General features: G+C 59.7%; 14 protein-coding genes. All 14 read right to left on the bottom strand.

Going from position 1 to position 14,508, the window contains the following annotated elements:
* Nucleotide 1 precedes the first annotated feature (1 nt).
* On the bottom strand, nucleotides 2-964 hold the full coding sequence (gene lipA, locus CHEJ32_RS0121880) for a lipoyl synthase (protein ID WP_028035691.1): 963 nt from the start codon (nucleotides 962-964) through the stop codon (nucleotides 2-4).
* A 96-nt stretch (nucleotides 965-1,060) separates the two neighbouring features.
* On the bottom strand, nucleotides 1,061-1,315 hold the full coding sequence (locus CHEJ32_RS0121875; RefSeq protein ID WP_028035690.1) for a GlsB/YeaQ/YmgE family stress response membrane protein: 255 nt from the start codon (nucleotides 1,313-1,315) through the stop codon (nucleotides 1,061-1,063).
* Between the two features lie 68 nt (nucleotides 1,316-1,383).
* Entirely contained in the window at nucleotides 1,384-2,847 is a 1,464-nt protein-coding gene (gene lpdA, locus CHEJ32_RS0121870; protein WP_028035689.1) for a dihydrolipoyl dehydrogenase, read from the bottom strand.
* Between the two features lie 15 nt (nucleotides 2,848-2,862).
* Entirely contained in the window at nucleotides 2,863-3,501 is a 639-nt protein-coding gene (locus CHEJ32_RS0121865; protein WP_028035688.1) for an SGNH/GDSL hydrolase family protein, read from the bottom strand.
* Nucleotides 3,502-3,546: 45 nt separating this feature from the next.
* Entirely contained in the window at nucleotides 3,547-4,914 is a 1,368-nt protein-coding gene (locus CHEJ32_RS0121860; protein WP_028035687.1) for a pyruvate dehydrogenase complex dihydrolipoamide acetyltransferase, read from the bottom strand.
* Between the two features lie 10 nt (nucleotides 4,915-4,924).
* On the bottom strand, nucleotides 4,925-6,325 hold the full coding sequence (locus tag CHEJ32_RS0121855; RefSeq protein ID WP_028035686.1) for a pyruvate dehydrogenase complex E1 component subunit beta: 1,401 nt from the start codon (nucleotides 6,323-6,325) through the stop codon (nucleotides 4,925-4,927).
* Nucleotides 6,326-6,341: 16 nt separating this feature from the next.
* A complete protein-coding gene (gene pdhA, locus CHEJ32_RS0121850; RefSeq protein WP_028035685.1) occupies nucleotides 6,342-7,424 on the bottom strand; it encodes a pyruvate dehydrogenase (acetyl-transferring) E1 component subunit alpha in 1,083 nt (360 codons plus the stop codon).
* A gap of 223 nt (nucleotides 7,425-7,647) precedes the next feature.
* The gene (locus tag CHEJ32_RS0121845; protein WP_028035684.1) at nucleotides 7,648-7,971 is read right to left on the bottom strand and encodes a septum formation initiator family protein; all 324 of its coding nucleotides are present in this window, start codon (nucleotides 7,969-7,971) and stop codon (nucleotides 7,648-7,650) included.
* A gap of 69 nt (nucleotides 7,972-8,040) precedes the next feature.
* Nucleotides 8,041-9,315, bottom strand: coding sequence for a phosphopyruvate hydratase (gene eno, locus CHEJ32_RS0121840; RefSeq protein ID WP_028035683.1), 1,275 nt, complete (start codon nucleotides 9,313-9,315; stop codon nucleotides 8,041-8,043).
* Nucleotides 9,316-9,404: 89 nt separating this feature from the next.
* The gene (gene kdsA, locus CHEJ32_RS0121835) at nucleotides 9,405-10,235 is read right to left on the bottom strand and encodes a 3-deoxy-8-phosphooctulonate synthase (RefSeq protein ID WP_028035682.1); all 831 of its coding nucleotides are present in this window, start codon (nucleotides 10,233-10,235) and stop codon (nucleotides 9,405-9,407) included.
* An 11-nt stretch (nucleotides 10,236-10,246) separates the two neighbouring features.
* Complete coding sequence (locus CHEJ32_RS26925; protein WP_084032904.1) at nucleotides 10,247-11,128, bottom strand: VOC family protein; 882 nt, start codon at nucleotides 11,126-11,128, stop codon at nucleotides 10,247-10,249.
* An 88-nt stretch (nucleotides 11,129-11,216) separates the two neighbouring features.
* Nucleotides 11,217-12,845 carry a CTP synthase gene (locus CHEJ32_RS0121830; protein WP_028035681.1) on the bottom strand — a complete coding sequence of 543 codons (1,629 nt, stop codon included), beginning with the start codon at nucleotides 12,843-12,845 and terminating at the stop codon, nucleotides 11,217-11,219.
* A gap of 139 nt (nucleotides 12,846-12,984) precedes the next feature.
* Nucleotides 12,985-13,476 carry a preprotein translocase subunit SecG gene (secG, locus tag CHEJ32_RS0121825; RefSeq protein WP_028035680.1) on the bottom strand — a complete coding sequence of 164 codons (492 nt, stop codon included), beginning with the start codon at nucleotides 13,474-13,476 and terminating at the stop codon, nucleotides 12,985-12,987.
* A gap of 140 nt (nucleotides 13,477-13,616) precedes the next feature.
* The gene (tpiA, locus tag CHEJ32_RS0121820) at nucleotides 13,617-14,381 is read right to left on the bottom strand and encodes a triose-phosphate isomerase (RefSeq protein WP_028035679.1); all 765 of its coding nucleotides are present in this window, start codon (nucleotides 14,379-14,381) and stop codon (nucleotides 13,617-13,619) included.
* Nucleotides 14,382-14,508: the final 127 nt, after the last annotated feature.

The raw sequence follows: 14,508 nt of genomic DNA, 5'->3' as shown, positions 1-14,508 counted from the left end.
TTTAGGCCGTCTTTTTCAGTCGTGCCTCGCGAGCCGAACGCAGCCTCGCAAAATCCTCACCCGCATGGTGGGACGAGCGCGTGAGCGGGCTTGAGGAGACCATCAGGAATCCCTTTGTATAGGCGACGGTCTCGTAGGACTTGAACTCCTCGGGCGTGACGAACTTCTTCACCGGATGATGCTTTCGGGTCGGCTGCAGATACTGGCCGATGGTGATGAAGTCGACATCCGCAGAACGCAGGTCGTCCATCAGCTGGAGCACCTCGTTCCGCTCCTCGCCGAGACCGACCATGATGCCGGACTTCGTGAAGATCGAGGGATCGATCTCCTTCACCCGCTGCAAGAGCCGGATGGAGTGGAAATAACGCGCACCGGGACGAACCGTCAGGTAGTTCGAAGGAACTGTTTCCAAATTGTGGTTGAAGACGTCGGGCCTGGCAGCGACGACGATCTCCAATGCACCCTCCTTGCGCAAAAAATCGGGGGTCAGGATCTCGATCGTGGTCGCCGGCGCTGCCGCGCGGATTGCATAAATGACATCGGCGAAGTGCTGCGCACCGCCATCCTTGAGATCGTCACGGTCGACGGAGGTGATGACCACATGCGAAAGCCCCATTTCGCGTACGGCCTTTGCCACATTGGCTGGCTCTTCGGGATCGAGCGGTCCGGGTATGCCCGTAGCCACATTGCAGAACGCACATGCACGGGTGCAGATCTCACCCATGATCATGAAGGTCGCGTGCTTCTTATCCCAGCACTCGCCTATGTTCGGGCAGCCGGCCTCTTCACATACCGTGACGAGCTTGTTCGTCTTCACGATTGCGCGCGTTTCCAGATATCCGCGGGAGGTCGGCGCCTTCACCCGGATCCAGTCGGGCTTTTTCAGCACCTCCTGGTCGGGCTTATGCGCCTTTTCAGGATGGCGCGGGCGCGGCTTGGAAACAGTATCGAGGACGGTGACCATGCTATCAGCTTTCTGTTCGCCGGTTCATATAAGGTTTTCCGGCGGTAACAAAAGCCCGCCTGCCTTTGCGCAGGCGGGCTGTTCTGCGTGGCGGCCTCAGGCTCGGCCGCGAATCAGGCGATAAAGCCAGATCAGGATGCAGGCGCCGAGGATACCGACGATGAGCTGACCGATGATCCCACCGAAAGTATAACCAAGAATTGCAACAAGAATCGCGTTAAGGACAACCGCACCTAGAATACCGATAATGATATTTGCAAGAAGACCGGTATCCGTCTTCATGATCTTCTCGGCAATCCAGCCGGCGAGGCCGCCGACAATAATGGTCAAAATCCAACCAAGACCCTCCATTCGAAGTCTCCCTGCTTTGGTTGCGGATCAATCATCCAACTTGGCTGGCCCGGCACTCCGGTCCACCCTCAAGCGTTCAACGACCGATCATACGCGTCGAGCACGCTCTCCTTCATCATCTCCGAAAGTGTCGGATGAGGGAAGACGGTGTGCATAAGTTCTTCCTCGGTGGTTTCCAGATTCATAGCGACAACAAAGCCCTGGATCAGCTCTGTTACTTCGGCACCGACCATATGAGCGCCGATGAGTTCACCCGTCTTCTTGTCGAAGATGGTTTTGATAAAGCCCTGATCTTCGCCCAGCGCAATCGCCTTGCCGTTCGCCGCGAACTGGAAACGGCCGACGCGGATATCCCTTCCCGCCTGCTTTGCCTTTTCCTCCGTCAAGCCGACCGAAGCCACCTGCGGATTGCAGTAGGTGCAGCCTGGGATTTTGCTCTTGTCGAGGGGATGGACACCTGGGACACCGGCGATCTTTTCGACACAGATCACCCCCTCATGCTCTGCCTTGTGGGCGAGCATAGGTGGCCCTGCGACGTCGCCGATCGCATAGATGCCGGGAACATTTGTCCGGCCGTAGCCATCGACCAGGACGATGCCGCGCTCCACCTTGACCCCGAGGGCATCAAGGCCGAGATTCTCGACATTGCCCTGTACGCCAACGGCGGAAATAAGCCGGTCGGCCGTGATCTTCTCGACCTTGCCGTCTCTTGTTTCCACATGCGCGGTCACCTGGCCTTCGCCTTTTTCCACTTTCGTGACCTTCGCCTCGACGTGGAACCGGATTCCCTGCTTCTCCAATTGACGGCGGGCGAATTTCGACACTTCGGCGTCTTCGACCGGCAGGATCTGCGGCAGGAGTTCGACGACGGTCACCTCGGCCCCCATAGCGCGATAGAAACTCGCGAATTCTATGCCGATGGCGCCGGACCCCATGACGATGAGCGATTTCGGCATCTCCTTTGGAACCATCGCCTCGAAATAGGTCCAGATGAGCTTGCCGTCCGGCTCGATGCCCGGCAATACGCGCGGCCGCGCGCCCGTGGCGAGGATGATATGCTTGGCTTTATAGGTGCCTTCTCCCAAGGTGCCCTTAGGAACAGGGTGCTGGGGCTCCATCGGCTTCTTCGCGGTTTTGCTGACGACGACCTCGCCTGCCTCATTGCCCTTGGCTGCCTTCGTGACCTTCGCCTCGCCCCAGATCACGTCCACCTTGTTCTTCTTCATCAGGAAGCCGACGCCGCTGTTGAGGCGGCCAGAGACTTTCCTCGAGCGATCCACGACCGCAGCGGTATCGGGCGTGATCGTTCCCTCGAGCTTCAGGCCGTAATCCTTGGCGTGCTGAGCATAGTGCAGTATCTCCGCAGAACGCAGCAGCGCCTTGGTTGGAATGCAACCCCAATTGAGGCAAATGCCGCCTAGATGCTCGCGTTCAACGATCGCGGTCTTGAATCCCAGCTGCGCCGATCTCACGGCGGTCACATATCCGCCAGGCCCCGAGCCGATGATGATGACGTCATAGGTTTCAGCCACGAAAAACTCCTTCAGTCACAAACCGAGCACCTGGCGAACCGCCGGCACGAGGCCGGCGCCGATGGCGCGTGTGTTTTCTGCGTCGAGATGAACACCGTCGAGTGGGGTCGGACGCGCTACGGCGCCTGCATCGAAGAAGGCGCAGCCGGTCTGCTGCGCCAATTCAGAATATAAGGAGGCAAGTTTGCGGGATTCATCGACAGCGCCGTCGAACATGGCAGTGAAATCGCCATTGGCAGTTCCGCAGGCCGGCGGCGGTGAAACGAGAAGGACCGCGGGAACTCTTTTTTCCAGCGGATAATCGTGCCCGCGAATGATGTCGACGAGCCGCTGCATCCCCTGTCGTGCTCCGATTGCCCGGCCGCAAATGAACGGCTTCATGTCATTCGTGCCGAGCATAATGATCACCAGATCGAGCGGCGCGTGCGTCGTGAGGATGGTTGGCAGGACCCGTGCACCGTTTCGGTCGGCTCCCGCCAGCCAATCGTCATAAGCCGTTGTGCGGCCGTTGAGCCCCTCGGGGATCACGCGCGCTTGCTGACCCAGGCCTGCCTGGAGCACCGTCGGCCATCGGTCCTCATAAGCATGCCTTGAGGGCCCGACGGCATTGTAGCCCCAGGTGAGCGAGTCTCCGTAACAAAGGATGGTTTTCATGGACGCATCCTCATGAGTCCCTCCATCCATCAGGGAGGTGGAACGCTAGACGAGCATTCCGAATGGGTTTTCGATCAAGCGCTTGAATGCGGTGAGCAGCTCCGCCCCAAGGGCCCCATCCACGGCCCGGTGATCGGTCGAAAGCGTCACGGACATGATGGTGGCGACCTTGATCTCGCCCTCTTTCACCACCGCCCTCTCCTCACCAGCGCCAATCGCAAGGATCGTAGCGTGCGGCGGATTGATCACCGCCGCAAAATCCTTGATGCCGAACATGCCGAGATTTGAAACGGCGGATGTGCCGCCCTGATATTCTTCGGGCTTCAGCTTCCGGTTTCGAGCGCGCGTGGCAAGATCCCTCATTTCGTTGGAGATCACCGACAGCGTTTTCTCGTCGGCCCGGCGCACGATCGGCGTGATCAACCCTCCAGGAATGGAGACGGCCACTCCGACATCGGCATGCCTGTGCTTTATCATCGCACTCTCCGTCCAGGAGGCATTCGCCTCCGGAACGGCTTTCAGCGCCATGGCCCAAGCCTTGATGATCATGTCATTGACGGAGAGCTTATAGGCGGGCGCCTCGCCAGACTCGGTCTTCGTCATAGGCGCGGCATCGTTAAGCTGCTTGCGCAGCGCCAAAAGCGCGTCGATCTCGCAATCGAGCGTAAGGTAGAAATGCGGAATCGTGCTCTTCGCCTCGACCAGCCTGCGCGCGATGGTCTTGCGCATGGAATCGTGCGGCACCAGTTCGTAAGAACCTTCGTCGAAAAGCTTCAGCACCGCCTCGTCCGACATGGGCTTTGGCGCAGGCATGGGACCCTCGGCCTCCTTGGCCGGAGCGGTCTTGCCGGTGCCACTGGAAATCGAAGCCTCCACATCGGCCTTGACCACGCGCCCGTGCGGACCCGAACCCGCGATAGCAGAAAGCTCGATACCGGCATCCTTAGCTATGCGGCGCGCCAGCGGCGAGGCGAAAACGCGTCCTTCCTTCTGCTCGGCTGGTTGCGGAGCAGCCTGGGGTGCGGACTTTGCAACGGGCTCGTCCACGGATTTCGTATCGGGCTGTTTTGCGGGTGACCCAGTCTTCGCTTCTTCAGCGTCGGCCTCGGTCTCCTGCGCCGCGCCAGCGCTGCCATTGCCGGCGGCTTTCGCCGCTTCCGAAAGATCCTCCCCTTCCGCTGCGAGCACGGCAATCAGAGAGTTCACCTTCACGCCTTGCGTCCCTTCGGGCACCACGATCTTGGCCAACCGCCCCTCGTCCACCGCTTCGACTTCCATGGTGGCCTTGTCGGTCTCGATCTCGGCGATCACATCGCCCGGAGAGATGCTATCCCCTTCCTTGACCAGCCACTTGGCGAGGTTGCCCTCTTCCATCGTGGGTGAGAGAGCAGGCATGGTGATCTGGATAGGCATCTGCTCCTCCTCAGGCCCTGTAAGTGACGGTCTTTACCGCCTCGACGACCTCGGCGACGCTCGGCAATGCAAGCTTCTCGAGATTGGCGGCATAGGGCATGGGGACATCCTTGCCCGCGACAGTGATGATCGGTGCGTCGAGATAATCAAAGGCCCGCTGCATTACCTTCGAGGCGATGTGGTCGCCCACGGAGGATTGCGGGAAGCCTTCCTCGATCGTCACGAGCCTGTTCGTCTTCTTTACGGATTCGACTACGGTATCGAGGTCCATCGGCCGGATTGTCCTGAGATCGATGATCTCCACATCGATTCCCATTCCGCGCAATTCCTCTTCCGCCTTCACGGCATAGGTCATTCCGATACCGAAGGAGACGAGGGTTACGTCCTTACCCTGCTTGTGAATTCGCGCCTTGCCGATCGGCAGCACAAAATCATCGAGCTTCGGCACCTCGAAAGACTGGCCGTAGAGTATTTCGTTCTCAAGGAAGATAACCGGGTTCGGATCGCGGATCGCGGCTTTCAGCAGCCCCTTCGCATCCGCCGCGGTGTAAGGCATGACAACCTTGAGCCCCGGAATATGGCTGTACCAGGCAGCATAGTCCTGGCTGTGCTGCGCGGCAACACGCGCAGCCGCGCCGTTGGGGCCGCGGAAGACAATCGGCGCCCCCATCTGGCCGCCGGCCATGTAAAGCGTCTTGGCGGCCGAATTGACGATCTGGTCCATGGCCTGCATGGCGAAGTTGAACGTCATGAACTCGACAATGGGCTTCAGGCCTGCGAAGGCCGCCCCGATCCCGACGCCGGCAAAACCGTGCTCGGTGATCGGCGTGTCGATCACGCGCTTGGAGCCAAACTCCTGCAGCAAGCCCTGGGTGACCTTGTAGGCGCCCTGGTATTCGGCAACCTCCTCGCCCATGATGAAGACATCCGGATCGCGCCGCATTTCCTCGGCCATCGCATCCCGAAGGGCCTCGCGAACGGTCATCTCGACCATCTCAGTGCCTTCGGGAATGTCCGGGTCGGAAGGCATGGGCTGTGTCGGCGCCTTGGGCAATGCCGCAGGCTTGGCAAAGGCTTCCGTCTGCTGATCAGCATGAACTTCAGCAGGCGCCTGGGCCCGCGCAGGCGGCGGGGTTGCAGCCTCCTTGCCTAGGTCATCGGCGCTTTCACCTTCGGCCAGGAGCACGGCGATCGGCGTGTTTACCCGCACCCCCTGTGCCCCTTCTTCGACCAGGATCTTGCCGATCGTGCCTTCATCGACGGCTTCCACTTCCATGGTGGCCTTGTCGGTCTCGATTTCGGCGATCACGTCGCCCGGCGCGACCTTGTCGCCTTCTTTCTTGATCCACTTGGCCAGATTGCCCTCTTCCATCGTGGGCGACAGCGCGGGCATGAGAATTTCGGTGGGCATTGATGCACTCCCCCCCTTACAGAAGTACGTCGGTATAGAGTTCGGACGGATCGGGCTCCGGATCGGACTGCGCGAAATCGGCTGCATCGGCGACGATGTCGCGCACCTCCTTGTCCAGCGCCTTCAAATCCTCCTCACTCGCCCATTTCTTCGAAAGGAGCCGCTGCCGCACCTGCTCGATCGGATCATGCTCGGAGCGCATCTTCTGCACTTCGTCCTTGGAGCGGTACTTCGCGGGATCCGACATCGAATGCCCGCGGTAGCGATAAGTCTGCATCTCCAGGATAATCGGCCCTTTGCCGGAACGGCACCATTCGACCGCCATGTCGCCAGCGGCTTTCACCGCGCGTACATCCATGCCGTCGACCTGGATACCCGGTATTTTGAAGGACAGACCACGATGCGCGAAATTGGTCTCCGCCGACGAGCGTGTTACGGCCGTCCCCATCGCATAGCGGTTGTTTTCGATGATATAGACGATCGGCAGCTTCCACAGCGATGCCATGTTGAAGCTTTCATAAACCTGGCCCTGGTTGGCCGCACCGTCGCCGAAATAGGTAAGTGACACGCTGTCGTTGCCACGATAGCTGTTGGCAAGCGCCAGACCCGTCCCAAGCGGCACCTGCGCGCCGACGATACCATGTCCTCCATAAAAATGCTTCTCCTTGGAGAACATGTGCATGGAGCCGCCCTTGCCCTTCGAATAGCCGCTGCGGCGCCCGGTCAACTCCGCCATCACGCCGCGCGGATCCATCCCCGTGGCAAGCATGTGGCCGTGATCGCGATAACCGGTGATCACCTGATCGCCTTCCTTCATGGCCATCTGCATGCCCACGACGACGGCTTCCTGGCCGATATAGAGGTGGCAGAAGCCGCCTATGAAGCCCATGCCGTAGAGTTGCCCGGCCTTCTCCTCGAAGCGCCGAATGAGAAGCATTTCGCGAAAAGCGGATAACTCCTGTTCCTTCGCGAAATCAGCGGGCTTCGGCGCAGTGATGGCCGGGATACCGCTCAATGTCAGGCTCGGCGCCTTGGCGGTGGTGGATTTACCTCTGGCTGGTGTCGATTTGGCAGAAGTCTTGGTGGCGGCTCTCGCCATCTGTTTTCGCTCCCTAGATCGCCTCGGCAAAGGCCGGCAGGGAGCCGGCATTGCCGTAGGACATCCATGTAGTACACGGCGGGAGGCCGTCCACTGGCCAACCCTCCCCTAGGGACAGGAAGCTATCACGTCACAATCGCACGCGCCACGCGATTTATGCATGGCTGCTATGCCAACTAAATATTTGGAAGCCTTATCGATTTTCGATTTAACCTGATTTCGGTTAATCGCCGCCAGGCTTGTAAAAGATGACAATTTCATCTTCTCTCGCCAGGTTCAAGGCTCGCCTTGCCTGTTCGTCGAGCATATCCTTTTCGATGGTCTGGCCGCTCAGCAGGCTAGCCCGCTCCTCGAGCTTGCTGCGTGCCTTTTGCAGCGTCTCGAGCTCGTTCTCCAGGACAGCAACGCGCTCCTCGAGTTGCTCCTTCGCATTCAGACCATATTCGCCCTGATAGGCGTGAAAGCCAAAATAAGAAAGAACGACCATGGTGATCGCTGGCACGATCAGCCGGCCCGTATTGCGGCGCTTGTGATGGCGAGTCCACATGTGGCGAAATTCCTTTCGCCACATGTGCACATAGTTTGCTTAATGGAGAGTTATCCCCGCATCAGGAATTCAGCTGCGAAGAATGGTGCGGCCCGCATAGCGGGCGGCGCGGCCAAGCTGTTCCTCGATACGGATGAGCTGGTTATATTTCGCCAGCCGGTCCGAGCGGGCAAGCGACCCGGTCTTGATCTGCCCGCAATTGGTTGCCACGGCGAGATCGGCAATCGTCGAATCCTCGGTCTCACCCGAACGGTGGGACATGACTGCCGTATAGGCTGCCTTGTGTGCCGTCTCGACCGCATCGAGCGTCTCTGTGAGCGTGCCGATCTGGTTGACCTTGACAAGGATCGAGTTGGCGACACCCATGCTGATGCCGTCCTTGAGACGCGCGGTGTTCGTGACGAAGAGATCGTCGCCGACCAGCTGCACTTTGTCGCCGATAAGATCGGTCAGGATCTTCCACCCTTCGAAATCATCCTCCGACATACCGTCTTCGATGGAGATGATGGGGTAGTCAGCAGCAAGCTTGGCGAGATATTCAGCCTGAGCTCTTGCATCGCGTGTCTGCCCCTCGCCTTCATAGACATATTTGCCGTCCTTGAAGAATTCGGTGGCGGCACAGTCCAGTGCGATGGCGACCTCCGCGCCCGGCTTGAAGCCGGCCTTCTCGATCGAGGCGATTATGAAATCGAGGGCTGCCTTGGCATCCTGCAGATTGGGCGCAAAGCCCCCTTCGTCGCCCACATTCGTGTTGTGGCCCGCAGACTTAAGGCCCGCCTTGAGCGTGTGGAAGATCTCAGCGCCCCAGCGCACCGCATCCTTGAGCGTCTCCGCGCCCACGGGCATGATCATGAATTCCTGGAAGTCGATGGGATTGTCCGCATGTGCGCCGCCATTGATGATATTCATCATCGGAACCGGCAGGACATGCGCCGAGGTTCCCCCAACATACCGATAAAGCGGCAGATCGGCGGAAACCGCCGCAGCCTTGGCAACGGCCAGCGAGACACCGAGGATCGCGTTGGCGCCGAGCCGGCTCTTGTTCTGCGTGCCGTCGAGCTCGATCATGGTGCGGTCGATATGGATCTGGTCCTCGGCTTCCATGCCGCCGATCGCCTCGAAGATCTCGCCATTCACCGCTTCCACTGCTTGCGCGACGCCCTTGCCGAGATAGCGTGCGCCGCCATCGCGCAGCTCCACCGCCTCATGCGCACCCGTGGAGGCGCCGGAGGGAACAGCTGCGCGGCCGAAAGCGCCGTCTTCCAGCACCACGTCGACTTCGACAGTGGGGTTGCCGCGGCTATCGAGGATTTCACGTCCGACGATGTCGACGATGGCAGTCATGGTGCTGTCCCTCTGCTTGGGTGGGTTTTGATGATCGCGCCTCTCTTACTCTAAGCGATGAAAAAGACAATGCAGCCGGGCTGAAAGGCTCAGACCGCCTTCGCAATCCTGTCGAAGGCTATTAGCCGTTCCAAAAGCGCCGGCATCTTGTCGAGAGGCACCATGTTCGGCCCATCCGAAGGCGCATTGTCGGGATCCTGATGAGTCTCGATGAACACGCCCGCCACGCCGACGGCCACCGCGGCCCGCGCCAATGTCTCCACGAAGCGCCGCTCGCCGCCCGAGGAGTTCCCCTGCCCCCCCGGCTGCTGCACCGAATGGGTGGCGTCGAAGATCACCGGCGCGCCGATCTCGGCCATGATCGGCAAGGCGCGCATGTCGGAGACGAGCGTATTATAGCCAAAGGAAGCGCCACGCTCGGTCACAAGAACGTTTGCATTGCCCGAATCGGTAACCTTGGCGACCACATTCTTCATGTCCCAGGGCGCAAGGAATTGCCCCTTCTTCACATTGACGACCTTACCGGTCCTGGCAGCAGCGATGAGCAAGTCCGTCTGCCGCGAGAGAAAGGCCGGAATCTGCAACACGTCGACGACCTCGGCCACGACGGCACATTGCTCTTCGGTATGGACATCCGTCAGCACGGAGAGCTCGAGCTCCCTGCGAAGGTCGGCAAAAATTTGCAGCGCAGCGTCGAGGCCGATCCCGCGCTTGCCGGAGAGGGACGTACGGTTCGCCTTGTCAAAGCTCGTCTTGTAGACGAAACCGATCCCCAGCTTTTCTGTCAGTTCCTTGAGCCGTCCGGCGATCTCGAAGGCATGCTCACGGCTTTCCAGCTGGCACGGGCCCGCGATCAAGGAGAGCGGCGCGTCATTAGCAAAGACGGCATTGCCGATTTCAACCCGCGGATTGGGATTCATAGCTTAGCACCTTAGAACGGCCTCCAAAATGGCCTCTGCGACGGAACTTTTGGGCGGTTCCTCAAAGAAAAAGTATGCCCCCTGTCCCGGTGCAGGAGGCACGACAAGTCTGCCTCTATGCATGGTATGGGCAATCTGCGCAACGACCAAGCGCTCAGCGAGCGCCTTGACGGAGGCCGTACGGAAACAATTCCGCGCAGCCGGAGATTCCCATCGCTATCAGGATCCATATTATAGACCTGCTTGGCATCCGTAAGTAGGGAGAGGACCACGTTGTCAAGTGGCCAGACACCCCCGCCGGATCCTGTCTGAAGGAACTGCGAGAGAAACGTTCCTGCTGCACGCGGTTCCGAAGCCGTAACCAGTATCCGCAGTATACCGCTCACATGGTTTGCATGCTGACAAAGGGTCGAGCAATCAACAGCAGGTGTTTTTACCCGCTCACAGGTGAAGAAAAAGGACGGCGCATCCTCCGGAGCAGCAAAGGCCAGCTTGAACGAGGCTTCTGTTTTATTGCCGCTGCTGTCTGGAAATGGCCTTGAGAAGGACAGCGGATCGCCCGCCGACATCTCCCCATCAACGAAGCGAATATGATCCAAGGCAGCATCGTCGGTGCCAAATGCAAGGGCCGAAAATCCCTCATCGCCACCGGCGTCCCGAAACCTCCGATCACGTTGTACAAAGACATTTCCTGCAGCCGATGCCCTGCGGGTGGCATTCTTGTCGGCCAAGACAACTGATTCCAGATAGCTGCCATCTTCAAAAAAGACGCGACAGCTCGTTATTCCAAAGGGATGCGCCGCGTCCGGCGCAACGGTAAAGCCGAGTCTGGTGAGTAGCTCCCGTGCTATCGCGAGATTTGCCGACGGAAGCACGCAATGATCAAGCTTCATGCAATCGTCCCAGTATTACCTAACAATATCAAAGAGGTAAGCACTGGGAGTTGAATTACAACCTTGCGGACGTCCAGCGGTAGCCGGCTCACACCAACCGCGACTGCTCTACAGCGGCAGCAATGAAGGAGGCAAAGAGCGGATGCGGCTCGAACGGCCGGCTCTTCAGCTCGGGATGGTACTGCACACCGATGAACCAAGGGTGATCCGGATACTCGATCGTCTCGGGCAACACGCCATCAGGTGAAAGGCCGGCGAAGACCAGCCCGCACGCTTCGAGCTTCTCGCGATAGCCGATATTGACCTCGTAGCGATGCCGGTGCCGTTCGGAGATTTCCTCCGAGCCATAGATCTCCGCAATTTTCGATCCGGGCTGCAAGCGCGCTTCGTAGGCACCGAGGCGCATCGTGCCGCCAAGGTCGCCAGCAGCGGTGCGCTTTTCAAGCATGTTCCCACGCAGCCATTCGGTCATGAGACCCACCACGGGCTCCTCGGTCGGGCCGAACTCGGTGGAGGATGCGTTTTCGATGCCGGCCAGGGAACGTGCCGCTTCGATACAGGCCATCTGCATGCCGAAGCAGATGCCGAAATAGGGCACCTTCCGCTCGCGCGCAAATTTCGCCGCCAGAATCTTGCCTTCCGAGCCGCGCTCGCCGAAGCCGCCGGGGACAAGAATTCCGTGTACCTTCTCAAGCCATGGCGCGGGATCTTCCTTCTCGAAGATCTCCGATTCGATCCATTCGAGCTTTACGCGAACGCGGTTCGCGATGCCGCCATGGGTAAGCGCCTCGTTGAGCGACTTATAGGCATCCTTAAGGCCGGTATATTTGCCGACCACTGCAATCGTCACCTCACCTTCCGGATTGTGGATTCGCTGAGAGACTTCCTCCCAGCGCTCCATCCGAGGCTTGGGGGCCGGATCGATACCGAAGGCAGCGAGCACTTCCGAATCGAGCCCCTCCTTGTGATAGGCTATCGGCACGTCGTAGATATGCGCGACGTCCAATGCCTGGATGACGGCCGATTCGCGCACATTGCAGAAGAGGGAAAGCTTTCTGCGCTCGTCCTGAGGGATGGGCCTGTCCGCGCGGACGAGGAGGATGTCCGGTGCAATGCCGATCGAGCGTAGTTCTTTGACCGAGTGCTGCGTGGGCTTGGTTTTGAGCTCGCCGGCCGCCGGAATCCAAGGCATCAGCGTCAGGTGGACGTAAACGGCATTTCCGCGCGGCAACTCGTTACCGAGCTGGCGAATTGCTTCGAGGAACGGCATTGCCTCGATGTCGCCCACCGTGCCGCCGATCTCGCAGAGCACAAAGTCAAAATCTTCATTGCCCTCGAGGATGAACTGCTTGATCTCGTCGGTCACGTGCGGGATCACCTGCACGGTCGCGCCAAGATAGTCGCCACGCCGCTCTTTCTCGATGATGTTCTGGTAGATGCGGCCTGTTGTGACGTTGTCCCGCTTATTGGCGGAGCGCCCGGTGAAACGCTCGTAATGGCCCAGATCGAGATCCGTTTCCGCCCCATCGTCGGTCACGAAGACTTCGCCGTGCTGATACGGCGACATCGTGCCAGGATCCACATTGAGGTAGGGATCGAGCTTCCTCAGACGGACCCGGTACCCACGTGCCTGCAGCAGCGCACCAAGTGCCGCTGATGCAATGCCTTTGCCAAGGGAGGAGACCACGCCGCCGGTTATGAAAACATATCGCGCCATGGGACTCACCGCTTAGCTTGACGCGGACGATTCCGCCAGACGAAAATGGCCATATCTGCTTCTTTTCTGCGTATAACCGCTCAACGAACTCAAACGGGCGGCTTGCGCCGCCCGCAAAATCTTCAAGCCAAGCCCAATTTTATTGGCCGGTGGGCACCTGCGCTTCCGGATTGGTCGACTGAGCCGGCGCGGTCTGCTGCTCCGCCGGCGCTGGCGCGGCCTGAGGCTCAGCCGGAGAAGGCGGCGTCTGTTCCTGCGCAGGAGCGTTCTGCTGCGCGGAAGGAGCGCCGCTCTCGGCTGGCGGCGTGGCACTGCCGCCGAGCTGGTCGAGGATACCGCCGCCGGAACCGCCAGAACCGCTCGGGGCCGTCTGGTCCTGCGGCAAGCGATTGAAAATGTCGGTGGGCCGCTCCTGATAACGCGCGTGGAGCGAAAGCGCCAGGGAGGTGGCAAAGAAGGCCGCCGCCAGAATCGCCGTCGTACGGGTAAGCGCGTTTGCCGCACCGCGTGCAGTCATGAAACCGGAACCCCCGCCGATTCCAAGCCCACCGCCTTCCGAGCGCTGCATCAGAACCACGCCGACAAGCGCGACGACAATGAGCAAGTGAATGACGATGATGATTGTTTGCATGATTCCTTCCGGCGCCTGACGCGGACCGCATTCCTGTCGCGGACGCGGCTCATTACACGGCTTTAGGCGCTTTTCCAAGCCCTACCGGGCACAGATAGGCGCACTATGCACCATTGCAAGCGGCAAAAGCCGCTTGCGGCTTATTTGCTCTTAACTGCCGATGCGATCGCGAGAAAATCGGCCGCCACGAGGCTGGCTCCACCGATGAGCGCGCCATCCACATTCAACAGCGAGAGCAATTCGGCAGCGTTAGACGGTTTCACCGAACCGCCGTAAAGAATTCGCATCGCATTGGCTTCGTCGCCCAGCTTCTTCTTAAGTTCGGCGCGGAGATGAGCATGCGCTTTTGCTACGTCCTCCGGCGTCGGAGTAAGGCCGGTGCCGATGGCCCATACAGGTTCATAGGCGATTACCGTATTTCCCGCCGTGGCTCCTGCAGGAACGGACCCCGCAATCTGCCCGGAAAGTACGGAAAGCGTATCCCCCGCTTCGCGCTGTGCCTTGGTCTCCCCGACACAGATTATAGCGATCAGGCCCGCCCGCCAGGCGGCCTCCGCCTTGCTTGCCACATCAGCGTCACTCTCGTGATGGTCGGTCCGCCGCTCCGAGTGCCCAACGATGACGTAACGTGCGCCGCAGTCTGCCAACATCTCGGCCGCAATGTCCCCCGTATGGGCCCCGTTCGGTGCAGGATGGCAATCCTGCCCCCCGGCTGCTACCGGGCTGGCAGCCAATATCTCACCGGCACGTCCCAACAATGTGGCAGGGACGCACACGACCCCTTCCGCACCCTCCCCTGCGGCATTGGTGAAGCCACTGGCGACAGCCTTCAACTCAGGCAGCGAGCTTGAGGTGCCATGCATCTTCCAGTTGCCGGCGATGAGAGGACGAATTGCGGGGGTCATGAAGCCTCCATGGGTTGTGCACGGAAGGGTTCAGTATCAAAAAGACGCCACAAAGCAATCGACAGCTGTGTTCCAGGGCGCTATTCCCGAAGAAGAAACAAACGCAATTCGACCTCCATCGACGGAC

This window comes from Chelativorans sp. J32 (assembly GCF_000518985.1).
Lineage (GTDB): Bacteria > Pseudomonadota > Alphaproteobacteria > Rhizobiales > Rhizobiaceae > Chelativorans.
This window is presented reverse-complemented; position numbering and strand designations above follow the sequence as displayed.

What these genes read in the sequence shown, in the direction of transcription:
- secG (WP_028035680.1), bottom strand. Translation starts at nt 13,476, where the DNA reads ATGCAAACAATCATCATCGTCATTCACTTGCTCATTGTCGTCGCGCTT.
- CHEJ32_RS0121845 (WP_028035684.1), bottom strand. Translation starts at nt 7,971, where the DNA reads ATGTGGACTCGCCATCACAAGCGCCGCAATACGGGCCGGCTGATCGTG.
- lipA (WP_028035691.1), bottom strand. Translation starts at nt 964, where the DNA reads ATGGTCACCGTCCTCGATACTGTTTCCAAGCCGCGCCCGCGCCATCCT.
- eno (WP_028035683.1), bottom strand. Translation starts at nt 9,315, where the DNA reads ATGACTGCCATCGTCGACATCGTCGGACGTGAAATCCTCGATAGCCGC.
- pdhA (WP_028035685.1), bottom strand. Translation starts at nt 7,424, where the DNA reads ATGGCGAGAGCCGCCACCAAGACTTCTGCCAAATCGACACCAGCCAGA.
- tpiA (WP_028035679.1), bottom strand. Translation starts at nt 14,381, where the DNA reads ATGACCCCCGCAATTCGTCCTCTCATCGCCGGCAACTGGAAGATGCAT.
- CHEJ32_RS0121865 (WP_028035688.1), bottom strand. Translation starts at nt 3,501, where the DNA reads ATGAAAACCATCCTTTGTTACGGAGACTCGCTCACCTGGGGCTACAAT.
- kdsA (WP_028035682.1), bottom strand. Translation starts at nt 10,235, where the DNA reads ATGAATCCCAATCCGCGGGTTGAAATCGGCAATGCCGTCTTTGCTAAT.
- CHEJ32_RS0121875 (WP_028035690.1), bottom strand. Translation starts at nt 1,315, where the DNA reads ATGGAGGGTCTTGGTTGGATTTTGACCATTATTGTCGGCGGCCTCGCC.
- CHEJ32_RS0121860 (WP_028035687.1), bottom strand. Translation starts at nt 4,914, where the DNA reads ATGCCTATCCAGATCACCATGCCTGCTCTCTCACCCACGATGGAAGAG.
- CHEJ32_RS0121830 (WP_028035681.1), bottom strand. Translation starts at nt 12,845, where the DNA reads ATGGCGCGATATGTTTTCATAACCGGCGGCGTGGTCTCCTCCCTTGGC.
- CHEJ32_RS0121855 (WP_028035686.1), bottom strand. Translation starts at nt 6,325, where the DNA reads ATGCCCACCGAAATTCTCATGCCCGCGCTGTCGCCCACGATGGAAGAG.
- CHEJ32_RS26925 (WP_084032904.1), bottom strand. Translation starts at nt 11,128, where the DNA reads ATGAAGCTTGATCATTGCGTGCTTCCGTCGGCAAATCTCGCGATAGCA.